We start from the raw sequence: 22,643 nt of genomic DNA on the forward strand, positions 1-22,643 counted from the left end.
GTCGGGCAGAGCCCGACGCAGAACCCAGGGCCGGTCTTTGTAAATTCTTGCCTGGACCCGCGAAGGGCTCGACCCTTCGAACCCGGACATCAGTCCGGCAGGGCGAACACCGTGAGCTGGCCCCCCAGCGCCGTGTAGTTCGCGAGCGCCGCGTAGCCGCCCACGGCGCCGGCGCCGTCGTTGGGGTCCGTGAGACCGGCGGCCAGCCCGATGCCGGCCCAGCCGCCGATCCCTGAGAGCACCGCCACGTATTGCCGGCCCCTGTGGGTGTAGGTGGTCACGTTGCCGACGATGCCCGACGGGGTCTTGAACCGGTAGCGTTCCCGGCCGGTCCGGGCATCGATGGCCTTGAGATGGCCTTCGAGGGTTCCGTAGAACACCACGTCCCCGGCGGTGGCGAGGACGCCCGACCACACGGAGAACGGCTCGGGAATCGACCAGGCGATCCGTCCGCGCACCCCGTCCCAGGCCGTGAGGCTGCCGGTGTGGCCGTCGCCCGGCGGCGGCTGCAGGCTCAGGGTGGCGCCGACATAGGGCAGGCCGGGCGTGTAGGTCACCCGGAACGGCTCGTAGGTCATGCAGATGTGGTTGGTCGGCACGTAGAACAGGCGCGTCCGGGGCGAGTAGGCCGCCGGCTGCTGGTTCTTGGCGCCGATGGCGCCGGGGCAGATGCCCGGGGTGGTCTCGTCTTCGCCGGTCCGCTCGGGGGCGTAGCGCGGATCGAGGACGGGCCGGCCGTAGGTTTTCGAGGCCCGGTCGAGGTCGATGTGCGTGGCCCAGTTCACCGCCGGATCGAACTTCTCCGCCACCAGGAGTTCGCCCGTGGCGCGGTCCAGGGTGTAGGCGAAGCCGTTGCGGTCGAAATGGGTGAGCAGCGTCCGCATGCGGCCGTCCATCGCCTGGTCGGTCAGGATCATCTCGTTGACGCCGTCGTAGTCCCACTGGTCGTGGGGCGTCATCTGGTAGAGCCAGCGCGCCCGGCCCGTATCCGGATCGCGGGCGACGATGGACTGCGCCCAGCGGTTGTCGCCGGGGCGCTGGCCGGGGTTCCAGGTCGAGGGATTGCCGGTGCCGTAATACATGAGGTTCAGGGCGGCATCGTAGGCGTACCAGCCCCAGGTGCAGCCGCCGCCGGTCTTCCACTGGTCGCCCTCCCACGAGGCCAGGGAGGAATCCCGGCCGATGGGCCGGCCCAGCACGGTGGTGGTTTCGGGATCGACGCGCATGTCGGCGTCCGTGCCCATGGAGTAAGCCCGCCAGAGGCGCCGGCCCGTCTTCGCGTCGTAGGCGGTGAGGTGGCAGCGCACGCCGAACTCGCCGCCCGAAAGGCCGACGAGGATCTTGTCCTTCACCGGCAGGACCGTGGCGGTGTTGGTCTCGCCCCGGGCCGGATCGCCGTTGCGGACCGCCCAATTCACCCGGCCGGTCGCGGCGTCGAGGGACACCAGCGTGGTGTCGGCCTGGTGCAGCAGAATCGCCCCATCCGCGTAGGCCAGACCCCGATTGACCGTGTCGCAGCACAGCATCGCGACGACGGACGCATCCTGCTTGGGCTCGTACTTCCAGAGGATGCGGCCGTCGTGGTCGAGGTCCAGGGCATAGACGATGTTGGGGAACGGCGTGTGGACGTACATCACCGCGCCGACCACCAGCGGGGCGCCTTCGTGCCCACGCAACACGCCCGTCGAGAAGGTCCAGGCGACCTGGAGGCGGGCGACGTTCTCGGCCGTGATCCCGTCGAGGGGCGAATAGCGGGTGTTGGCCGCGTCCACGGTCTGGAGCATCGGCCCGCCCGTCGCGTCCTGGGCCGGCTCCTGGGCTCCCGCGGGGAGGGTGGCCCCGGCCAGGGCGGCAAGACCAAGAAGACCAAGACCAAGACAGGGCGGTAGCGCGCGACGCATGGGATCCCCTCGGGTGTGGTTCGGGGAGGTCTAGGCGATTTCAACCCTCACGGCTCATGCGCGAAGGGACGCGGGCGGAGAGCCCGCCCGCGTCCTCGATCGGGAGCCGAATCAGTAGAACGGCCCGTAGACGGGGCGGGGGCCGTAGAACGGGCGCGGTGGTCCGTAGGCGTAGCCCGGCCCGTAGAAGCGCCGGGGGCCGTAGAACGGACGCGGTCCGTAGCCGTAGCCCCGGTAGATCGGCCGGCACCGTCCCCAGCGATTGGGCGCCCAACCGGGGCCGCAACCGAAGGCGACGGTCTGCACCGTGGCATCCGTGGGGGAACCGGCAAACGGGGCCGCGAGGGTGCCGGCGGGAGCCGGGGGCAGCGGAGCGGCATGGGCGGCCGAGGCGAGGCCGACACCGCAGGCGACGGCGAGAGCCGCGACGAGCGCGTTCACAGACATGGAACAGACCCTTCTGCTGTTGTGAGGGCGATCCGGCCGCGAGGACCGGATCGCCAACCAAAATGCCCCCGCCCGGCTGAACGCTCGCTGACATGATCTGGGCGCGATTGTGATCCCCGGCTCAGCGCAGGAGGGGAAAATATGCCCGCACCGCCCGCTCGCTGCCCGCCTGCGACAGGTGGCCGGTGTCGAGGAACAGGTCGGTGCCGTCCGCGCGGTAGCGGCACAGGGGGCCGTCGCAGAAGGTCGGCAGGGGGTCGGCGAAGCGGGCCTTCGCCGACAGACGTCGGATCGCCGGATCGCCCCGGTGGGCGAACCACGCCGCCGAGCCGTCGACCCGGGTGCCGGCGCCGCGCGCGCCCAGCACGCCCACGTCGAACGCGAACAGCGGCGAGGGGCCGATCACCGAGACGGCGACCCCCGCCGCCGTGAGACGCGCGATGGTGTCGGGCAGGTTGGCCAGCGTCCGGGCGGGCAGGAGGTCCCAGCGGGCGGCCAGCACCACGCTGTCGATGCCGTAGGCGCGGATGATCTCGAAGACGTGGGCGTTGAAGTCCCGGCAGCCGGGTTTGGCCCGCGAGGCGTAGGCGAGGAGCGGCGGGCAGCCGGCGAAGGTGTATTGGAGGATGGCGTGGCTCAGGGTGGGGGCGTTGCGCACGAGGCCGGGCACGTAATGGGCCGCGTAGGAATCGCCCCACAGCAGGGCGGTGGCGGGCGCGTCCCGGGCCAGCAGACACTCGGCTCCCGCCCAGTCCGCGACGCGCTGGTTCTCGAGAAAGCAGCGCCCGCCCTTCCAGCCCGCCCGCTCGAGGGCCGCGAGGGCGCCCGGCCGAATGTCGGGAAAGCGCGCGGGAAAGCCCTCCGCGAGGGTGCCGGCGAGGCCGAGGGCCGCGAGGACCGTCAGGGCAGCGGCCGTGGCGGCGAAGAGCGGACGATGACCGTCCCGTGTTCCGGTGGATCGCCCATACCGTAACGGCGTCTCGATCCAGCGCCAGGCGGCGTAGGCGAAGACGAGGCAGGCCGCGACGACGGCACAGATCTCCCACCCGGCCGGCTCGCGCAGCAGGGCATAGCGAGCGAACACCACCACGGGCCAATGCACCATGTAGAGGGCGTAGGACATCCGCCCGAGGCCGGCGCAGGGCGGCGCCGACAGGACCCGGCCGATGGCGGTCGGGCCATTCCCGGCGGCGATGAGGAGGGCTGCTCCGAGGCACGGCGCCAGGGCGTTCAGGCCGGGAAACGGTGTCGCCTCGTCGTAGGCCAGGACCGCGGTGGCGACGAGACCGAGGCCGCCCGTCGCCATGGCCTCGCGCAGGGCGCGCGGCGGCGTCCAGTCGGCCGCGAAGGCCAGGAGGGCACCGACGAGGAGTTCCCAGGCGCGGGTGGGCAGGAGGTAGAAGTTGGCGCCGGGCGCGCTGTTCGTCAGGACGATGCCGAGGGCGAGGGAGGCCAGCAGGGCCGCGAGAAGAGCCGCCGCCGCGACCCGCCGCGAGCGGGCGAGGAGCAGCGGCAAGGCGATGGGCACCACGAGGTAGAACTGCTCCTCGACGGAGAGCGACCAGGTGTGCAGCAAGGGCCGGGTCTGCGCCTCGAGGTCGAAGTAACCGGTGGTCTTCCAGAAGAACACGTTGGCGGCGAAGGCCGCGGCCGCCACGACGCTGCGGGCGTAATCGTCCATGGCGCCGGGAGGCAGATAGAGCAGGGCGAGGGCGTAGGTGGCCAGAATCGTCGCCACCAGCATCGGCAGGATGCGGCGGATGCGGCGCTCGTAGAACCGGACGAGGGAGAACCGGCCCGCCGCCACGTCGGCGAGGATGCCCCGGGTGATCACGTAGCCCGAGATCACGAAGAACACGTCGACGCCGACGAACCCGCCGGACAGGCCCGGCACGCCGGCATGGAAGAACAGCACCACAAGGACGGCCACCGCGCGCAGGCCGTCGATGTCCGGGCGATAGGCCATGTGCAGGGGCGCCGAAGGCGGACCGGCCGCGAGGGTGAGCGAATGGGCCTGCGGAGGGAGCTGCGACATGCCGGTTCGTCAGGCCGAGGGCAGGGGCGCCGCCTCGCGCGCGGGCGCGCGGGGCCGAAGGAGGCGCTGGCGCGCCGGTTCCTCGATCGCCAGGTGCACCGCGCTCGCGGCGGCGAGCGACAGGAGCGTCGCGAGCGCGACGGTGAGCCAGGGCGTGCCGGCGAGGCGGCCGGCGAGGACGGTCCGGTCGAGGCTCGACACGAAGGCGTAGGCGGGCACGTGCAGGAGGTAGAGGGCGAAGGAGATGCGGCCGAGGAAGACGAACCACCCGGCCGTGAGCGGGCCGGAGCGGACCTGGGCGCCGGCCAGGATCACCGGTGCCCAGACCACGGCGGTGAGCCCGTTGTGCATGAGCGGCTCGGGGATCGTCTCGACCCCCGCGACGAGAGCCAGGGCCGCCGCTCCCGCCCAGGTGAGGAGCACCCCGAGGGGCAGGCGGACCCGCCGCCACAGGACGAACAGGAGCAGGCCGGCCACGAATTCCGGCAGGCGCAGCAGGGGATTGTACTTGATCGCCTGCGCCAGGAGGGTCGCCGCGTCCGTGGTCGGCGCGATGAGGGAGAGGCCGGGGGCGAAGCGGTTCCAGGCCAGGATCGCGAGGGCGACGGACGCGGCCCAGGCCGCGAGGGTGACGAGCGCCGTCGGGCCCGGCCGCCTGAGGGCGAGCGGCAGGAGGAGGGGGAACAGGGCGTAGAAGAACAGCTCCGCCGAGACCGACCAGCTCGGACAGTCGAGGGAGCAGGCCGCGCCCGGCACCCAGGCGTGGAGGCCGAGCGGCGCCAGCACCGCGCCGGAGGCCATCAGGGTCTGGAGCGGGGGCACGACCTTCGCCGTCCAGACGACGAACCACGGCAAGCCGATGGCGAGGGCCAGGAGGTAGACGGGATAGACCCGTGCCACCCGCGCGCGCAGGAAGCGCAGGCGCGCGGCGCGCGGCGACAGGTCCACCCGCTGATAGTTGTAGGCCAGGATGAAGCCCGACAGCAGGAAGAAGAACGTCACGCCCGAGTAACCGAGGAAGACCGCATCGGGCATCGCCGCACGGCCTGCCTCGTAGCCGGCGAAGTGGAAGGCGAGGACGTAGGCCGCCGCCACGAAGCGCAGGGAGGTCAGCGCCGGCAAGGGCTCCACCGCCGGATGGGGGCCCGCGGGGTCGGCCTGGTCCGCGCGCGGCGTCATGCCCGGTCCCCTTCCGCCCGGTCCCCACCCGCGACCACCCGGGTCCGCGCCAGGTAGCGCAGGCCCAGCACCGACACCACGAGGAGGAAATAGAGCCCGTTGGTGGCTTGGTAGAACACCGATTCGAACACCGCCACGAGGATGATGAACAGCCACAGGCGCAGGAACAGCATCGTCAGGGGGTCGATGGAGCGGCCCCCGGCCCGGGCCTGGAGGTCGCTCACGGGCGCCCAGACGAGCCACCACAGGGTGAGGGCGAGGCCGACGAGGCCGGATTCGAGGGCGGTGTTGAGGTAGCCGTTGTGCGCGTCCGTGGCCCGGTTGACCCAGGTCGCCGCGTCGGCGCCGCCGCCGTAGAACACGCTCTCCCAGAACGCGCCGTAGCCGTAGCCGGCGATGGGACGCCTGGCGATGTTGTCGGCGGCGAACTCCCAGATCTCCGTGCGGCCGGTGAAGGTCGGGTCGCCGGCCAGACGCGCCACCAGGGCGCCGATCTCCGGCACCAGGACCGACCCCACCGTCACCGTCAGGAGGAGGGCGAGGGGCGCGAGCAGCACGAGGCGGCGCCAGACGGTCGCCCCGGACCACGTGCAGAACCAGGTGAGGGCGAGCACCGCAGGCGTGATGGCGACGGAGGTCTTGGCGTTCGTGAACACGAGGAACAGGGCGGCGGCGCCCGCGAGTAGGAAGCCGAGGATGCGCTGCCCCGTCCCCGCCCAGAACAGGCCGACGAACACGAACGCCCCCATGGCGGCGCCCGCCGCATTCTTGTGCGCGTAGACCCCGCGCCAGCTGCCGGCGTGCTCGGGCTCGATGAGGTCGAAGGCCGTGTGCATGGCGCGCTCGGGCACGAGCACGAGGCCGAGATAGCTGATGCCCACGATCCCCAGCACCGTGGCGCCCAGCACCGTGGCGAACTGGCGCGCGTCGCGCGCCGCCACGAGAAGCGACACCGCCGCCGCGGTGACGATCACGAGGGAGACCAGGCGGCGGGCCGAGACCAGGGGCTCGATGGACAGCACCGTCGATACGGCGAGCCAGGCGAGCATCAGCAGGATCGGCAGGCTGGCCAGCGGCCGCAGGGCGGCGGCGCCTCGGGCGAAGAGAATCGTGCCGGCGAGGCCGCCCATGATCAGGAACAGGATCTGGTTGCCGAGGTTGCCGCCCGCCCCCGAGGCCGCGTTCTCGGGCGCGGTGCCGTCGTGGAACGGGTTGGCGCCCACCAGCATCACGAGGAGGATCGCCACCATGGCGGTGACGCGCAGGGCGTCGGGACCCAGCGCACGGGCGGACACCTGTCGCGCGGGGACGGCGACTCCCGTGGTCATCGGCTGCAACTCCCATGAACTGTGTCGGGACGAGAAAGCCCCCCATCGGGACAGGAACTCGGCCCCGAGGATCACCCAGGATAGCGCGATCCGTCCTCCGTATCCTGCGGGCAGAATACTTGAGAACCCGCAAAGGCCGGACCCCGGTCCGGATCAGGATTCCGGCTCGCCCCAGACCTCCGGCGCGCGGCCCGTGATCGACCGCACCAGGGCCTCGCGCGCGGCCCGGGAGGCGGCGAGGCGCGCGCGGGCCGCGGCGAGCACCGGCGCCGCCGCCGTGTCCGGCGTGCCGGCGTCGAAGGGCGGGGCGGGGGCGTATTCGAGGCCGAGCTGGATCGCTTCCGCCTCCCCCTGACCGACGAGTTCGGCGGCCAGCGCCAGGGCGAAGTCGATCCCCGCCGTGACGCCGCCGCCGGTGACGAGGTTGCCGTCCCGCACCACGCGCTCGGCCACGGGCGTCGCGCCGAAGGCCGCGAGCAGGTCGAGGGAGGCCCAGTGGGTGGTGGCGCGCCGGCCCCGAAGGAGACCGGCCGCGCCCAGCACCAGGGCGCCGGTGCAGACGGAGGTGACGAAGCGGGCGGTTTTCGCCCGTTCGCGCACGAAGGCCAGCACGACCGGATCGGTCATCAAGGCGTTCACCCCGACCCCGCCGGGGACGCACAGCACGTCGAGGGCCGGGCACCCGGCCATGGTCACCGTGGGGGCGAGCACGAGGCCGGTGGCGCTCCGGATCGGGTCGAGGCCGGCGGCGACGAGATGCACCGTCGCCGCCGGGATCATCGCGAACACCTCGTAGGGCGCGGTGAGATCGAGCTGCTGCACGTTCGGGAAGGCGAGGAGGCCGATGTGGAGGCTCATGTGAGGACCCTGGTTCTCGGGTGCGTGATTCGCGGGGCGCCCCGGCTCACGCACACGCACCATCATATCCGGACCGAAACGACCGGGCGCCCGCTTTTCTCGCTTCCTCGCGGGCCCCGCCCGGGCCCGTTCGGAATTTGACATTCCGGGCCGCATCATCGACACCGCCGGCCTTCGCGGCATCGACCGGAATCGCCGGGCGCGTGCCAGTCTGGAGCCGCATGCCCGCCTTTCCGGCCCGTCCTCCCGCATGACCGACCGCGCCTTCGCGTCTCGCCCGGGCCGTCGCGACCTGTTCGCGTGGCCGCAGGCGATCCTCGACGCCGCGGCGCTGAGCCATGGCCGGGCCTGTGCCCTCCTCGTGGCGCTCTGCCTCGTCTGCTTCCTGCCGGGGCTCGCCTCGCTCCAGCCCATGGACCGGGACGAGCCGCGCTTCGCCCAGGCCTCCAAGCAGATGCTGGAGACCGGCGACCTCGTCGACATCCGCTTCCAGGGCGAGGCGCGCCACAAGAAGCCCGTGGGGATCTACTGGGCCCAGGCCGCCTTCGTCGGGGCCGGCGAGGCCCTCGGCATCCCGAACGCCCGCACCACCATCGCGCTCTATCGCCTGCCCTCGCTGCTCGGCGCCATCGGGGCGGTGCTCCTCGCCTACTGGTCGGCCCTGGCCTTCCTGCCCCGGCGGAGCGCGCTGCTCGCCGCCGCCCTGTTCGCCGCCTGCGTGGTGCTCTCCGCCGAAGCGCGCCTCGCCAAGACCGACGCGCTGCTCTGTGCCTGCGCCATGGCGACCTTCGGGTCCCTGGCGCGGGCCTGGCTCGGCCGGGCCGACGGATCGGCCGGCCGGACCCTCGGCACCGCCACCGTCCTGACCTTCTGGCTCGGCCTCGCCGTGGGCATCCTGGTGAAGGGCCCGATGGTGCCCCTGTTCTGCGGGCTGCCCGCCCTGGTGCTGTCGCTCCACGCCCGCTCCGGCCGGTGGCTGCAGGCGCTGCGGCCCGGCCTCGGCCTGCCGCTCACGCTCCTCATCGTGGCGCCCTGGTTCGTCGCCATCACCTGGAAGAGCGGCGGTGCCTTCTACGGCGAGGCCGTCGGCCACGACATGCTGAGCAAGGTCCAGGGCGGCTCCGAGAAGCATTGGGCGCCACCGGGCGCCTACCTGTTCGCGGTGTTCGGCACCTTCTGGCCCGGCGCGGCCTTCGCGGCGCTCGGCGCGCCCTTCGCCTGGGCGAACCGGCGCGAAGCGGGAATCGCCTTCCTCCTCGCCTGGATCGTGCCGACCTGGCTCCTGTTCGAGATCGTGCCGACGAAGCTGCCGCACTACGTGCTGCCCCTGTTCCCGGCCCTCGCGATCCTCACCGTGCTCGCCCTGACGCGCGGCGCCCTCGACCCCGAACGCCGGGGGGCGCGGCTCACGGCCGGCCTCGTGGTGCTGATCCCGGTGGGCCTGACCCTGGGGCTCTCGGCCTTCGCCTGGACCTACGACCGGACGCTGCCCTGGGCCGGGCTGCCGCTGCTCCTGGCCGCCTGCGCCGTGGCGGTCCTCGCCTGGCGCGCCTTCGCCCGGGGGGCGGCGGAGCGGGCCCTGTGCCTCGGCATCCTCGCCTCGGCCCTGCTTTCGCCGGCGGTGTTCGGCCTGACCCAGCCGGTGATGGCCGCCCTGAAGGTCTCGCCCCGCCTCGCCGCCCTGCGCGACCGCGTGCCCTGCGCGGCGCCGAAGGTGGCGAGCCTCGGCTACCGCGAGCCGAGCTTCGTCTTCCTCATCGGGACGGATCTGGCGATGATGGACACGGCCGCCGAGGCCGCCGCCTTCCTCCGGGGCGAGGGCTGCCGCCTGCTCTACGTCGAGGGCCGCTTCGCCCCGGCCTTCGCCGAGGCCGCCGCGGGCGTCGGGTTCGTGCCGGCCCCGGTCGGCACCGTCTCGGGCTTCAACATCAACGGCGGACGAAGGGTCGACCTCACGGCCTACGCCCACGCCCCCGAACCGACGCCCTGAACCCCCGGGAATCCCCCATGCGTCTCTCCGTGATCGTGCCGGTGAAGGACGAGGTCGGCAACATCGCGAGCCTCGTCGCCGAGATCGGCGCGGCCTGCGCGTCCCTGGCGCCGTTCGAGGTGATCTATGTGGACGACGGCTCCACCGACGGCACCGCCGCGGCCCTCGACCTCGCCCGCCGCGACCGGCCCTGGCTCCGGGTGCTGCGCCACGACCGCACGGCCGGCAAGTCCGCCGGGGTGCAGACCGGCATCGCCGCCGCCCGCGGGGCGATCTGCGCCCTCCTCGACGGCGACGGCCAGAACGATCCGGCCTACCTGCCGACCCTGCTGGCGGCCCTCGAGGAGGGCGGCCCGCGCGTCGGCCTCGCCCAGGGGCAGCGCGTCGGGCGCAAGGACGGCCGGTTGAAGACCCTCCAGTCGCGCATCGCCAACGGGGTGCGGGTCCGCATCCTCAAGGATGCCACCCGCGACACCGGCTGCGGCTACAAGCTCGTGCGCCGCGAGGTCTATGCCCGCCTGCCGTATTTCGACGGGCTGCACCGCTTCATGCCGGCGCTGGTGGCCCGCGAGGGCTACGCCGTGGTCCACCGCGACGTGATCGACCGCCCGCGCTTCACCGGGGCCTCGAAATACGGCCTGTTCGACCGGCTCTGGGTCGGCCTCCTCGATCTCGCCGGGGTGTGGTGGCTGATCCGCCGCAAGCGGGTCACGCCTTCGGTCACCGACGTCACGGGACCCTGACCCCATGCTGATCCAGCTCGCCGCGGATATCCGCGGCTACGTCTACGACGTCTTCGTGGTGCGCTTCGACGGGTGGCTCGTCTTCGGCATCCTCGCCCAGGCGGTGTTCGGCGCCCGCTTCGTGGTGCAGTGGCTCGCCTCCGAGCGGGCGGGGCGCAGCGTGATCCCCCTGGCGTTCTGGTTCCTCTCCATCGCGGGTGGCCTGATGACCCTGGTCTACGGCCTCGTGCGGCGCGAACCCGTGATCATCTTCGGGCAGGCGCTGTCGACCTTCATCTACCTGCGCAACGTCGTCCTCATCCTGCGCGAGCGGCGCGCCCGATGACGGCCTTCGCGCCCCTGCCGGCGTTCTACGACGACCTCGACGCCAGCTTCTTCGAACTCTGGCGCCTCCTGCACGAGGGGCCGGCCTTGCGCCGCAACGCCTTCCACATGCCGGCCCTCGCCACCGTCGACGCCGACGGGCACCCCCAGGTGCGGACCGTGGTCCTGCGCGAAGCCGATCCCGCTGCGGGAACGCTCCGGTTCCACTGCGACCGCCGCTCGGCCAAGGCCGGCGAGATCGCCGCCACCGGCCGAGCCGCCCTGCACGGCTACGACACCGCCTCGAAGATCCAGATCCGGGTCTCGGGGCCGGCCCGCCTCCACACGGACGACGCCGTGGCCGAGGCCGCCTGGGCCGCCTCGCGGGTCATGAGCCGGACCTGCTACGGGATCGCTCCGGCCCCCGGCACGGCGCTGCCCGCGGGCGACGCCTACACCCAGCCGGAGGACGGCGCCGACCTGGACCTCGCGCGCCCGAATTTCTGCGCCGTGGTGGTGACGGCGACCCGCCTCGACTTCCTGTTCCTCGACCGGCGCGGGCACCGCCGGGCGGGGTGGGAACGCGGGGCGGCGGGGTGGACGGGCGCCTGGCTGGCGCCGTGACGCCGCCCCTTGTTCCGGGGGCGCTCCCCACGCGCCAGCGCCCCGCCGCCGGTTCGGCGCGGGGGACGGCCTGAGGAAACGGGAGACGCGGGACGCCGCGAGACCCTGTTTTTGTAAGTTTGGCCGGTCTCCCGGCGTCCCCCGGCCCGGCCCCTTTCGGGACCGATCCGTTTCGTCACGGCGTCTTCTCGGCCTCGGCGACTCGGCTAGTAGCGGCCCACCTCCGCGCGACGCGACGTCCCTTACGGGAACGCCGGTGCGGCAGCCGACTGATCAGGGTCAAGCCCCGAGCCCGCCTCGTAGTGGGCGGACCGTCCGTTGTCTCGGTGTGCTCCAGGGTCCCGGTTCCTCGCCTCAACACGCCTCGAGCAGAAGATCGCCGCCNCGCCACCGAGCGCGAGAGCGTCGAGAAGGCCGATACCGGCGCCCTCGAAGCCGAATGTAAGTTTRGCCGGTCTCCCGGCGTCCCCCGGCCCGGCCCCTTTCGGGACCGATCCGTTTCGTCACGGCGTCTTCTCGGCCTCGGCGACTCGGCTAGTAGCGGCCCACCTCCGCGCGACGCGACGTCCCTTTACGGRAACGCCGGTGCGGCAGCCGACTGATCAGGGTCAAGCCCCGAGCCCGCCTCGTAGTGGGCGGACCGTCCGTTGTCTCGGTGTGCTCCAGGGTCCCGGTTCCTCGCCTCAACACGGCTCCTCCCCGTCCAGAACACCTTGCGTCGCCGATGCGGCCCGGGGCGATGGCGAGACCGGGCCATCGACGCGGGGCGCCGTCTCCTCCCCCGAGCCCCCCGACCCGGTTCGCCGGGGGGCCTCCCGCGTGGGAGGCGAGTGCCCGGACTGAACNGACCGGGCCATCGACGCGGGGCGCCGTCTCCTCCCCCGAGCCCCCCGACCCGGTTCGCCGGGGGGCCTCCCGCGTGGGAGGCGAGTGCCCGGACTGAACMACGAAATAGGAATATTGTCAAGAAATTTCGGTGCTCGAGGTGGGACCGATCCTGCCGTGGTGAGGCCGATGGCCCATGAGGGACGCGCGCAGGCGTTCTGCGGTTCACATCGCCGCGCGCAGCCGCGCGAACCCCGCGTCGAGGTCCGCCTGCAGGTCCGCGACGTCTTCGAGCCCGATGTGGAAGCGCAGGCCCGGGCCCTCCGGGGCCCAGGTGGTGGCGGTGCGGTAGGTGCGGCAGTCGAACGGGATGACGAGGCTCTCGAAGCCGCCCCAGGAAAAGCCCATGCCGAACAGTTCGAGGCCGTCGAGCAGTGCCGCCACGGCGCGCTCGGGGGCGGGGCGGAGGATCACGCCGAACAGGCCCGAGGCGCCGGAGAAGTCGCGGCGCCAGATGGCGTGGCCGGGATCCTCGGGGAGTGCGGGATGGAGCACCCGGGCCACCTCCGGCCTGGCTTGCAGCCAGCGCGCCATGGCGAGCCCCTGCGCGCCGTGCTCGCGCAGGCGCAGCGCCATGGTGCGTAAGCCGCGCAGGGCCAGGAACACGTCCTCCGGGCCTGCGCACATGGCGAAGTGCTCGAAGGTCCGGTGCAGGGCCGGCCAGTATTTTTGGTTGGCCGAGGTGAGGCCCAGCAGCAGGTCCGAGCCGCCGGAGAGGTACTTGGTGCCGGCCTCCACCGCGATGTCGACGCCGCGCGCATGGGGCGGGAACAGCAGCGGCGTCGCCCAGGTGTTGTCCATGATGACGGCGGCGCCCCGCGCATGGACCACTTCACTGATCGCCGGCACGTCCTGCATCTCGAAGCTCTGCGAGCCCGGCGCCTCCACAAGGACCGCCTTGGTGGTGTCGCGCATCAGGGCGCCGATGCCGGCGCCGACCAACGGGTCGTAATACTCCACCTCCACCCCGAAGCGCTTCAGGACGCCATCGCAGAAGATGCGGGTGGGGCGGTAGGCGGAATCGCTGACCAGCAGGTGGTCGCCGGCCGAGACCACGGCCATGAGGGCGACGGTGAGCGCCGCCAGCCCCGAGGGGGTCAGCACGGTGCCGGCGGCCCCCGCGAGTTCGCTCCAGGCGCGCGTCAGGGATTCCGTCGTCGGCGTGCCGGAGGTGCCGTAATCGAAGCGCCCGCGCCGGTGCTTGAGGTCGTCGTAGGTGGGAAACAGCACCGTCGAGCCGCGATAGATCGGCGTGTTGACGAAGCCGTGCTGAGCGGAGGGATCGCGCCCGGCATGGACGAGGCGGGTGCTCGGGCCGAAGCGTGCGGGATCGCGGGGCGGTGTGATGGACATCGGCGCCTTCGGGCGGTTCTTCTGGGGATGGGGCGACCACAGCCCGGCGGGGGGTGGGCCGTCAAGTCAGCCTCCCAGGCACTCGACCTGTGACGGGAGATTCGTTCGCTTCCTCGGATCGATCGGACGCATCAAGTCCACCCGTTCGGAAGGCAGGGGGATGCGCGCAGACCGTCCGCCTCACCCCAGGATGCGGCTCAGAAACCCTTGCGTCCTCGGGTGCCGGGGCCGGTCGAAGAAGGCGTCCGGCGCGGCGATCTCGACGATCTGGCCCTCGTCCATGAACACCACCCGGTCGGCCACCGCCCGGGCGAACCCCATCTCGTGGGTGACGCACAGCAGCGTGGTGCCGGCGCCCGCGAGCTCGGTGAGGGTGTCGAGGACCTCCTGCACCATCTCGGGATCGAGGGCCGAGGTCGGCTCGTCGAACAGCATCACCTCCGGTTCGAGGCACAGGGCGCGGGCGATGGCGACCCGCTGTTGCTGGCCGCCGGAGAGTTCGGCGGGTCTGCGGTCGGCCTTGTCGGCGAGCTGCACCCGCGCGAGGTGGCCCATGGCGAGGTCGCGGGCCGCATTCAGCCCGAGGCGGCGGACGTGGAGGGGGGCCAGCGTGCAGTTCTCCAGGACCGTGAGGTGCGGGAACAGGTTGAACTGCTGGAACACCATCCCGACCCGGGCGCGCACGGCGTCGGTGGCCTTGGCGCTGCCGTCGAGGGTGAAGCCCGCGACCCGGATGGTGCCGGACTGGTGCGCGACGAGGCCGTTGATCGCGCGGATGAGCGTCGATTTCCCCGAGCCGGAGGGGCCGCAGATCACCAGGGTCTCGGAGCGCGCCACCGTGAGGTCGATGTCGCGCAGGACGTGGGTGGTGCCGAACCAGGCGTCGACGCCCGCGAATTCCACGGCGGGCGTATTCTGGGCAGGCGTGTCCGTCATCGCGCATCCCCCGCCGCGAGGCGGCGCTCGATGAAGCCGGCGTAGCGGGCCATGCCGAAACAGATCGCGAAGTAGAACAGGGCCGCGAAGGCGTAGGCCGTGGCCGGCACGGCGGGGGCCGACCAGCGCGGGTCGGCGCGGGCCGCCTCCAGCACGCGGATGAAGTCGGCGATGCCCACGATGGAGACCAGCGTCGTGTCCTTGAACAGGCCGATGAGGGTGTTGACGATGCCCGGCACCACGATCTTGAGGGCCTGGGGCAGCACGACGGCGCGCAGGGCCTGGGTCTTCGTGAGCCCCAGCGCCAGGGCGGCCCGCATCTGGCCCTCCGGGATCGCCTGGAGGCCGCCGCGCACCACCTCGGCCATGTAGGCGGAGGCGAACAGCGCGATGCCGACGAGCGGCCGCACCAGCCGGTCCACCGTGAGGTCCCCCGGCAGGAACAGGGGCAGCATCACGTTGGCCATGAACAGCACGGTGATGAGGGGCACCCCGCGCCAGAACTCGATGAAGCCGATGCAGGCGTAGCGCACCACCGGCCAGTCCGAGCGCCGGCCGAGCGCCAGGAGGATGCCGAGCGGCAGGGACGCGACGATGCCCACCATCGAGACCACCACGGTGACGAGGAGGCCGCCCCACAGGCCGGTGGCGACGGAAACGAGGCCCAGCGCCGGCATCCCGGCGAGCAGCGCGTAGGCGAGGACGGGGAACACCACGAACAGGTAGGCCGCGCCCCAGGCGCGCTTCGGGGCGCCGAGCCACAGCATCCAGCCCGCCCCGAAGGCCAGCAGGGCGAAGAACAGGTTCGGGCGCCAGCGCTCGGCCGCCGGGTAGGAACCGTAGGCGAGGTAGTTGATTTTCTCTCCGATGAAGGCCCAGCAGGCCCCGACCGGGTGGCCCACCACCTCGGGCCGGCAGGCCTCGCCGGAGGTCCCGGTCCAGACGGCGTCGAACACGAGGAAGCGCAGGGCCAGGGGCACGAGCCAGGCCAGCGCCGCCAGGATCAGGACGGTGACGAGGCCGTCGGTCCAGCTCGCGAACAGGTTGGTCCGAACCCAGGCGAGGGGCCCGCCGAGGCGGCGCGGCGGCGGGGCCGGCGGGATCAGGGTTTTCCGCACGTAACCCTCGGTCAAGAACCCATCGGCGCGGCTCATGGCCGGCCCCCCGCCACGCGGGCGTTGTACCGGTTCATCAGGAGGGCGGTCGCGAGGCTGAGGCTGAGATAGACGCCCATGGTGATCGCCACCACCTCCACCGCCTGGTTGGTCTGGTTGAGCACCGTGCCCATGAAGACGTGGACGAGGTCGGGGTAGCCGATGAGCACGGCGAGCGACGAGTTCTTCGTCGTGTTGAGATACTGGCTCGTCAGCGGCGGCACGATCACCCGCATGGCCTGGGGCAGCACCACGAGGCGCAGGGCTTGGGCGCCGCTGAGCGACAGGGCGGCGGCGGCCTCGCGCTGGCCGCGCGGCACGCTGTCGAGGCCCGAGCGCACGATCTCGGCGATGAAGGCGGCCGAGTAGGTCGAGAGCCCGACGAGGAGGGCCACGAATTCCGGCCGCAGGGCCAGGCCGCCCGCGATGTCGTAGGGGCCGCGCGCCGGCCACGCCACCGGCACGAGATGCCCCGCGAGCGCGAGACCGGCCCAGGCGAGGGCCGGGAGGCCGAGGCCGAGGAGCGCACCCGGCCACAGCACGGGGACGGGCTTCCGGCCCAGGGCCACGGCGCGGCGGCTCATGCGGAGGAGGAGCCCCATCGCGAAAAGGCCGGCGGCGAAAGCCAGGGGCACAAGGGCGGCCAATCCGGAAAAATCCGGGCGGGGCAGGAAGAGGCCGCGCTGGCTGAGATACGCGCCGCCCCACGCGGCGGGATCGCTCGCCGCGGGCAGGGCGACCCGCACGGCGACGTACCAGACCAGCAATTGCAGCAGCAGCGGCAGATTGCGGAAGCCCTCGACGTAGGCGGCCGCGAACGACCGGGCGAGCAGGTTCGACGAGCGCCGGGCGATGCCGAGGGCGAAGCCGAGCACCGTCGAGAGGACGATGGCGAGGGCCGACACCAGCAGGGTGTTGAGGAGCCCGACGAGGAACGCATCGAGATAGGTCGCCGTCGCGGCCGCGTACGGGATCGGGCTCTGGCCGATGTCGAACCCGGCGGGGCGCTCGAGGAAGCCGAACCCGGCCACGATCCCCTGGCGCGCGAGTTTCTGGGCGGCGTTGGTGGCGGCGAAATACGCCAGCGCCGCCAGTGCCAGGACGAGGGCGGCCTGGACGACGAGGGCCCGCCAGGAGGAGACGCGGGGCTCAGCCATTCGACGAGGTCCCTCGCCATTGGCCCCGGCCCGAGGGCGTGAAGCGCGACGGACTCCCTCTCCTGGAAGGAGAGGGCTGGGGTGAGGTGTGCGAACTCTCCGGAGAACCCACACACCTCACCCTGTCCCTCTCCTTCCAGGAGAGGGGACCCGCGTCTCCACATGCCAGGTGTGCCGCATCCCGCAGGGGGGAGAGGGGGGGCGCATCCGCGTTCCGCAAAACGCCCCTCACCGGATCGGGGGCCCGTATTGCAGGCCGCCCTGGTTCCACAGGGCGTTGAGGCCGCGCGGGATCTTGAGGGGCGTGCCGTCGCCGAGGTTGCGGGCGAAGCTGTCGCCGTAATTGCCGACGTGGCGGACGATCCGGGCGACCCAGTCCGCCGTCAGGCCGAGGCGCTCGCCGTAGCCGCCCTCGAGGCCGAGGATGCGCCGCGCGTCGGGGCTCGGGGCCTCCCGGCGCATCTGCTCCACGTTGTCCTGGCGGATGCCGGCCTCCTCGGCGTCGAGCATGGCGTAGTGCGTCCAGGCGACGATGTCGCGCCACTGGTCGTCGCCCTGGCGCACGCCCGGGGCGAAGGGCTCCTTGGAGATGGCCTCGCTGAGGATCACGTGTTCGTCGGGGTGGGCGGTCTTCAGGCGCTCGCCGTAGAGGGAGGACTGGTCCGTCGAGTAGGCGTCGCAGCGGCCGGATTCGTAGGCGCCGAGCGTCTGCTCGCTGTTGGCGAAGGTGACGACCTGGTAGGTCAGGCCCCGGGTGCGGAACCAGTCGGCGAGGTTGAGCTCCGTGGTGGTGCCCTGCTGCAGGCAGATGGTCGCCCGGTCGAGCTGCTTGACGGCGCCGATGTTCAGGGCCTTTCGGACCAGGAATCCCTGCCCGTCGTAGAAGGTGATCGCCGGAAAGTTCATGGCCGCCGTGTCGCGCGACAGGGTCCAGGTGGTGTTGCGGGCGAGCACGTCGATCTCGCCCGATTGCAGGGCGGTGAAGCGCGCGGCGGAGGATTGCGGGATGAAGCGCACGGCCTCCGGGCTGTCGAAGATCGCCGCCGCCAGCGCCCGGCAGAAATCGACGTCGAGGCCGGTCCAGTGGCCCTGGCCGTCGGGCACGCTGAAGCCCGCCACCCCGGGGCTGACGCCGCAGACGAGGTGCCCGCGCGCCTTCACCTGCGCCAGGGTGCCCTCGGCCTTGCCGGTGCCGGTCTTGGTGGCGTCGGTCTTGACCGAATCGGTCTTGACTGAATCGGTCTTGGCCGGCTCGGCCCAGGCGGGGAGGGGCGTGCCGAGGAGCGCCAGGGCGAGGAGCAGGGCCGGCCTTGGTCGAACCACGCGCATGCGTCTCCGTAGGGGTTCGCGGGGGATCGGGGCGAGCTCTAGCAGGCTCGGTGGGTTTCGCAAAAGCGGTCCCCGCTTCCGAGCGGAAAACCCGCGCCGTACCAAGGACCTAGACAGGACGAAGCGGTGGCGTCGCCAGGGTGAATTCGCGTGGCCCGGCCGATCGACGGGTCGGGGGCGCGCCGCGTCGCGCGGTTCGTTAACGGCCCTGGGCTAAAGCTGTTGCGGTTCGTGTTGTTCGCGTATCTCGGAAGTGCGTCGCCGTGCGTATCCTGCGTTTCCTTGCCGTGGGCGGCCTCTTCGGGGTCAGCCTGACGATCATCGGCTTCACCTGCGTCGATCGCCTCGCCCATCCGGTGGTGGTGCCGGCACCGCCCGTGCCCACCCTGGCGCGCCCGGTGATGGCCGACCCCCTGGCGACGGGCTCCCTCGGCACCGGTGGGGCCTCGCCCCTGGGCGGCTCCGGCACAGGCCCCCTGTCCGGGGCGCCCGCCCCGACGAAGACCGCCAAGGCCGCGCGGCCGAAGGCGGTGGAGGGGTTCGACACCGAGCGCCTCAACGCCCTCATGCGCGGCGATCCCGCCGTCACCCTGTCGCGCACGCGCTGATGCTCGCAGACCGAGCGGCGCCGATCCCCCGGGCGACGGCCGGTCTCGGCGCCGCTCGGCGGACCTCCGCCGCCGCGCGGTCGCGCGGGCAGACGACGATGCGTTCCACGCCGCGCCGTCTGGTATAAGCCCCGTCCGCGGGACGGCCCGCGGGAGCGGGAGCCTTCGACCTTGGGCCTGATCTACGCGCTCGGCGCCTATCTCAGCTGGGGCCTCGTGGTCCCGGTGCATTTCCGGCTCCTCGACGCGGTGCCGGCCACCAGCATCCTGGCCCACCGCATCGTCTGGTCGGCCGTTCTCGTCACCGGCCTGCTGGTGGCCCTGCGCCGCCGCGTGCGCAGCCCGTTCCCCCTGAGGCCCCGGCACGGGCTCCTCGTGCTCTCGGCCGTCCTCATCGGCGTGAACTGGCTGCTCTACCTGCGCGCCGTCCAATCCGGGCACATGCTGGACGCCAGTCTGGGCTACTTCATCAACCCGCTCATGAGCGTGGTGCTCGGGGCCGCGGTGCTCGGCGAGCGCCTGCGCCCGGTCCAGGTCGCCGCCGTGTCCCTGGCCGCCGGGGCGGTGCTCCTGGCGGTGGTGGTGGCCGGCCACCTGCCCTGGGTGTCCCTGGCGCTCGCGGCGAGCTTTTCCCTCTACGGCCTCGTGCGCAAGGTGGTGGGGGTCGACGCCATGGTGGGCTTCGCGGCCGAGACCGCCGTGCTGCTGCCCGTGGCCCTGGGCTACCTCGTCCTGTTCGCGCCGCCCGTGGTGACGGGCGATCCCGTGCGGGCCGGCCTCCTCGTGCTCACGGGCGTCACCACCGCCCTGCCGCTGATCTGGTTCGCGGCCGCGGCCGAGCGCCTGACGCTCGCGACCCTCGGCCTGATGCAGTACCTCGCCCCGAGCTGCCTCCTGGTGCTCAGCGTCGTCGCCTACGGCGAGCGCCTCGAACCGCACCGGATGATGCTGTTCGGCCTGATCTGGCTGGCGCTGGCCCTCTACGCGGCGGACGCGTACCGCGCGGCCCGCCGGGCGCGGGCGGCCTGAACGGGCCGCCCGATTCGGGTCAGGCGATCCCGAGCTGGCGGAACACCGGCAGGCGGGTCTTCACGAACGTGTCGTAGCGCTCGCGCAGGTCGGCGAGGTTGGCCTCGTCGCCGTCCAGCGGCTTGCCGTCCTTGACGAGGCGCTGCCCTTGCGCCTGCAGCACCGCCCAGGCCCGCTGCACCGGATCCGCCCCGCTGCCTTGCGCGGCCAGGAACAGCTGCGCCATGCGGTCGGCCGGGACGCCGCTGCCGGTCACCGGCGAGGCCAGGAACTGCAGCTCCTCCGTGGCCTCGGCCCGCTTCGTCACGGCGGCGTTGAAGGCCTTGGTGCGCTTGGCGCGCGCCGCCTCGTCCTTGGGGGAGGGGCAGGGCTGGACGTGGCCCGAGCCGACGAGGATGCCGAACGCCTCCATGAGCTTGCCCCAGTCGAGGGCCTTCACCGAGGGGTCGGCGAAGATCGCCTGGACCGTGGCCGGCCCCTTGGCCAGCACGTCGAGGATCGGGCGGTAGACCTCCTCCTGCAGCTGCGCCTCGCCCAGGCTGCCCTGCACCTTCAGGGCGACGTCGGCGCGCGGCGTCGAGAGGGCGAAGCGCAGATGGGTCCAGATCGCCCGGGAGGAGGGCACCGTGTGGGGCAGGGCGCCCTTGACGTAGACGTCGCGGCGGAACTGCTGGTTGACCATGTAGTCCCGCAGGGTCTCGCGCCGCACGGGATCGGGGCAAGCCTTCAGGATCGCCTGCTGCTCCGCATTGAGGTTGATGGCGTCGACCCCCTCGAGCAGGGCGGCGGAGCCCACGTAGCTGAGCTTCGCCTCGGCCAGCTCGGCCGCCACGTCGGCGACGTAGAACGGCGTCCAGTCGCGGTTGAAGTACTCGTGCGCGAGGTAGCTCCTCGGCAGGCCCTTCATCTTCTCGAAGCGCGGGGCGAGCGCCGGGTTCTGGGTGAAGTACGAGGCCTTGGCCTCGCGCATGGATTCGGCGAAGGCCACGGCCTCGTCGATGCGCGGGATGATCGGGCCGGTGCGGGTGCCGGCGTGGTCCGTGAGCAGGCGGCGCAGGGGCATGGCCGCCGCCCAGCCCGGCAGGGTGTTGTAGCTGATGTAGACGATGCCGCCGGGCTTGAGGCGCCGACGCAGGAATTCGACGATGTGCGCCCGGTTCTCCGGGCTGATCCAGCTGTAGATGCCGTGGAGCGCGATCACGTCGAAGGCCGCCGGCAGGGCCGGCTCGTGGAGAAGCTCCGAAAAGCTGTGGTCGTAGAAGTGGACGTTGGGCGTGCCGGCCTCGGCCGCCAGCGCCCGGGCGCCGGCGATCTGCGCCGGGTTGAAGTCGGTGGCGTGGAAGTCGACGTTGGGGTTGGCCGCCGCCAGCAGGTTGGTGGAGACGCCCTGGCCGCAGCCGAGCTCGCAATAGGCCGCGCGCCCGTCGAGGTCCGGCCCGCGCTGGCCCCGCGTCAGCATGACGAAGTTCAGCAGGGCTGGGGTCAGCTCGCGATAGAAGCCGTGGGTATAGCCGATATCGGCGACGTAGCCTGCCGTCCAAGTGGTCATGTCGTACTCCGAAGGGCGCCGCCCGAGCCAGGCCGGCCCGGTGCGAAGGGAGCGGCGTGCGTGCGATTCCCGCCCCCTGCAACCGCTCTAACTTCTGGACGGGGGGATGCCTACCCGTCTCCCACGCGAGACCCGCGCGAGACCGGACCCCACCGAGCCGAGCCCTCGCCTTGGCCGCCCGCCGCGTGCGAGGTTCGGGCCGATCCGCAGCCGGGCGCCCGCATGATCCACAACCGCATCACCAGCATTGCCGGCCTGCGTGTCGGCCACGCCGAGGATCGTTCCCTCGGCAGCGGCGTCACGGCGCTGATCTTCGACGCGCCCGTGGTGGCCGGCGTCGACGTGCGCGGCGGCGGCCCCGGGACCCGCGAGACCGACCTCCTCGACCCCGAGCGCACGGTGGAGCGCATCGACGCCCTCGTGCTGTCGGGCGGCTCGGCCTTCGGCCTCGACGCGGCGGCGGGCGTCATGGCGGCGCTCGCCGAGGCCGGGCGCGGCTTCGCCGTGGGGACGGCCCGGGTGCCCATCGTGCCCGCCGCCGTGCTGTTCGATCTCCTCAACGGCGGCGACAAGGATTGGGGCCGGTTCCCGCCCTACCGGGATCTCGGCTACGCGGCGGCGCAGTCGGCGGCCGTCGACTTCGCGCTGGGCTCCGTCGGCGCTGGCACCGGGGCCGCCACCGCCAACCTCAAGGGCGGGATCGGCTCGGCCTTCGCCGAGGTTCCGGGCCTTGCCGCCCGGGTCGGCGCGCTCGCCGCCGTCAACGCCTTCGGCCGGGTCACCGTGGGCGACGGCGCGCAATTCTGGGCCGCCCCCTACGAGGTCGGCGACGAGTTCGGGGGACTGGGTTTTCCCCGGACCCTGCCGCCCGAGGCGTTCGACTGGCCGCGCAAAGACGCAGGCCCGGCCGGCGCCAGCACGACCCTCGCGGTCGTCGCCACCGACGCGATCCTCACCAAGGCCCAGGCGAGGCGCCTCGCCGTGATGGCCCAGGACGGCCTCGCCCGGGCGATCCACCCCGTCCACACGCCGCTCGACGGCGACGTGGTCTTCGCCGTGGCGACGGGGCGGGTGCCGCTGGCCGACCCCGTCGGCGACCTTGCGCGCCTCGGGGACGCCGCCGCCCGGACCCTGGCGCGCGCCATCGCCATCGGCGTGCACCGGGCCACATCCCTGCCGGGGTTCGAGCGGATGCCGTCGGCCTGGGCCGAGTGCTTCGGGCGCATGGGCTGAGG

19 protein-coding genes are annotated in these 22,643 nt (G+C 72.5%); 7 read left to right on the forward strand and 12 right to left on the reverse strand.

All coding sequences use genetic code 11. From position 1 onward, the window contains the following. Nucleotides 1-89 precede the first annotated feature (89 nt). From ASF52_RS04035 to ASF52_RS04060, 6 genes are all read right to left on the reverse strand, one after another. Nucleotides 90-1,901, reverse strand: coding sequence for a methanol/ethanol family PQQ-dependent dehydrogenase (locus ASF52_RS04035; protein ID WP_056168022.1), 1,812 nt, complete (start codon nucleotides 1,899-1,901; stop codon nucleotides 90-92). 111 nt (nucleotides 1,902-2,012) lie between these two features. After that, nucleotides 2,013-2,348, reverse strand: a complete 336-nt coding sequence (locus ASF52_RS04040) for a GCG_CRPN prefix-to-repeats domain-containing protein (protein WP_056168026.1) — start codon at nucleotides 2,346-2,348, stop codon at nucleotides 2,013-2,015. 121 nt (nucleotides 2,349-2,469) lie between these two features. Continuing rightward, a complete protein-coding gene (locus tag ASF52_RS04045; protein ID WP_082515182.1) occupies nucleotides 2,470-4,383 on the reverse strand; it encodes an acyltransferase family protein in 1,914 nt (637 codons plus the stop codon). 9 nt (nucleotides 4,384-4,392) lie between these two features. Next, on the reverse strand, nucleotides 4,393-5,562 hold the full coding sequence (locus tag ASF52_RS04050; protein ID WP_056168028.1) for an acyltransferase family protein: 1,170 nt from the start codon (nucleotides 5,560-5,562) through the stop codon (nucleotides 4,393-4,395). Continuing rightward, nucleotides 5,559-6,890, reverse strand: coding sequence for an O-antigen ligase family protein (locus tag ASF52_RS04055; protein WP_056168031.1), 1,332 nt, complete (start codon nucleotides 6,888-6,890; stop codon nucleotides 5,559-5,561). The genes ASF52_RS04050 and ASF52_RS04055 overlap by 4 nt, the downstream gene beginning before the upstream one ends. 153 nt (nucleotides 6,891-7,043) lie before the next feature. Further along, nucleotides 7,044-7,748: a DJ-1/PfpI family protein gene (locus ASF52_RS04060; protein WP_056168035.1), complete on the reverse strand. Its 705-nt coding sequence runs from the start codon at nucleotides 7,746-7,748 to the stop codon at nucleotides 7,044-7,046. 250 nt (nucleotides 7,749-7,998) lie between these two features. Here ASF52_RS04060 and ASF52_RS04065 point away from each other — a divergent pair, with 250 nt between their 5' ends. From ASF52_RS04065 to ASF52_RS04080, 4 genes are read left to right on the forward strand one after another with little or no spacing between them, the layout of a single operon-like run. Then, complete coding sequence (locus tag ASF52_RS04065) at nucleotides 7,999-9,738, forward strand: ArnT family glycosyltransferase (protein WP_156629961.1); 1,740 nt, start codon at nucleotides 7,999-8,001, stop codon at nucleotides 9,736-9,738. Nucleotides 9,739-9,755: 17 nt separating this feature from the next. Further along, complete coding sequence (locus tag ASF52_RS04070; RefSeq protein WP_056168039.1) at nucleotides 9,756-10,481, forward strand: glycosyltransferase; 726 nt, start codon at nucleotides 9,756-9,758, stop codon at nucleotides 10,479-10,481. Nucleotides 10,482-10,485: 4 nt separating this feature from the next. Further along, entirely contained in the window at nucleotides 10,486-10,806 is a 321-nt protein-coding gene (locus ASF52_RS04075; protein ID WP_056097410.1) for a lipid-A-disaccharide synthase N-terminal domain-containing protein, read from the forward strand. Next, nucleotides 10,803-11,408, forward strand: a complete 606-nt coding sequence (locus ASF52_RS04080) for a pyridoxamine 5'-phosphate oxidase family protein (protein WP_056168041.1) — start codon at nucleotides 10,803-10,805, stop codon at nucleotides 11,406-11,408. Before ASF52_RS04075 ends, ASF52_RS04080 begins: the two co-directional genes overlap by 4 nt. A 1,050-nt stretch (nucleotides 11,409-12,458) precedes the next feature. On the opposite strand, the gene metC is transcribed toward ASF52_RS04080, so the two are convergent. From metC to ASF52_RS04105, 5 genes are all read right to left on the reverse strand, one after another. Further along, entirely contained in the window at nucleotides 12,459-13,646 is a 1,188-nt protein-coding gene (gene metC / locus ASF52_RS04085; RefSeq protein WP_056168044.1) for a cystathionine beta-lyase, read from the reverse strand. A gap of 180 nt (nucleotides 13,647-13,826) precedes the next feature. Next, nucleotides 13,827-14,582 (reverse strand): amino acid ABC transporter ATP-binding protein, encoded by a 756-nt coding sequence (locus tag ASF52_RS04090; protein ID WP_056168047.1) that lies wholly within the window; start codon nucleotides 14,580-14,582, stop codon nucleotides 13,827-13,829. Further along, nucleotides 14,579-15,736 (reverse strand): amino acid ABC transporter permease, encoded by a 1,158-nt coding sequence (locus ASF52_RS04095; protein ID WP_056168052.1) that lies wholly within the window; start codon nucleotides 15,734-15,736, stop codon nucleotides 14,579-14,581. The genes ASF52_RS04090 and ASF52_RS04095 overlap by 4 nt, the downstream gene beginning before the upstream one ends. Continuing rightward, nucleotides 15,733-16,893 (reverse strand): amino acid ABC transporter permease, encoded by a 1,161-nt coding sequence (locus ASF52_RS04100; RefSeq protein ID WP_056168056.1) that lies wholly within the window; start codon nucleotides 16,891-16,893, stop codon nucleotides 15,733-15,735. Before ASF52_RS04100 ends, ASF52_RS04095 begins: the two co-directional genes overlap by 4 nt. Before the next feature lie 228 nt (nucleotides 16,894-17,121). Beyond that, on the reverse strand, nucleotides 17,122-18,222 hold the full coding sequence (locus tag ASF52_RS04105; RefSeq protein WP_082478887.1) for an amino acid ABC transporter substrate-binding protein: 1,101 nt from the start codon (nucleotides 18,220-18,222) through the stop codon (nucleotides 17,122-17,124). Between the two features lie 263 nt (nucleotides 18,223-18,485). Between ASF52_RS04105 and ASF52_RS04110 the strand changes: the two genes are divergently transcribed. Continuing rightward, a complete protein-coding gene (locus ASF52_RS04110) occupies nucleotides 18,486-18,830 on the forward strand; it encodes a hypothetical protein (RefSeq protein WP_056168059.1) in 345 nt (114 codons plus the stop codon). Between the two features lie 171 nt (nucleotides 18,831-19,001). Further along, entirely contained in the window at nucleotides 19,002-19,859 is an 858-nt protein-coding gene (gene rarD / locus ASF52_RS04115) for an EamA family transporter RarD (RefSeq protein WP_056168062.1), read from the forward strand. A gap of 19 nt (nucleotides 19,860-19,878) precedes the next feature. Here rarD and ASF52_RS04120 read toward each other — a convergent pair whose 3' ends face one another. Continuing rightward, on the reverse strand, nucleotides 19,879-21,408 hold the full coding sequence (locus tag ASF52_RS04120; RefSeq protein ID WP_056168065.1) for a methyltransferase regulatory domain-containing protein: 1,530 nt from the start codon (nucleotides 21,406-21,408) through the stop codon (nucleotides 19,879-19,881). 222 nt (nucleotides 21,409-21,630) lie between these two features. Here ASF52_RS04120 and ASF52_RS04125 point away from each other — a divergent pair, with 222 nt between their 5' ends. After that, the gene (locus tag ASF52_RS04125; RefSeq protein ID WP_056168067.1) at nucleotides 21,631-22,641 is read left to right on the forward strand and encodes a P1 family peptidase; all 1,011 of its coding nucleotides are present in this window, start codon (nucleotides 21,631-21,633) and stop codon (nucleotides 22,639-22,641) included. Nucleotides 22,642-22,643 lie beyond the last annotated feature (2 nt).

This window comes from Methylobacterium sp. Leaf112 (assembly GCF_001423295.1).
Classification (GTDB): domain Bacteria; phylum Pseudomonadota; class Alphaproteobacteria; order Rhizobiales; family Beijerinckiaceae; genus Methylobacterium.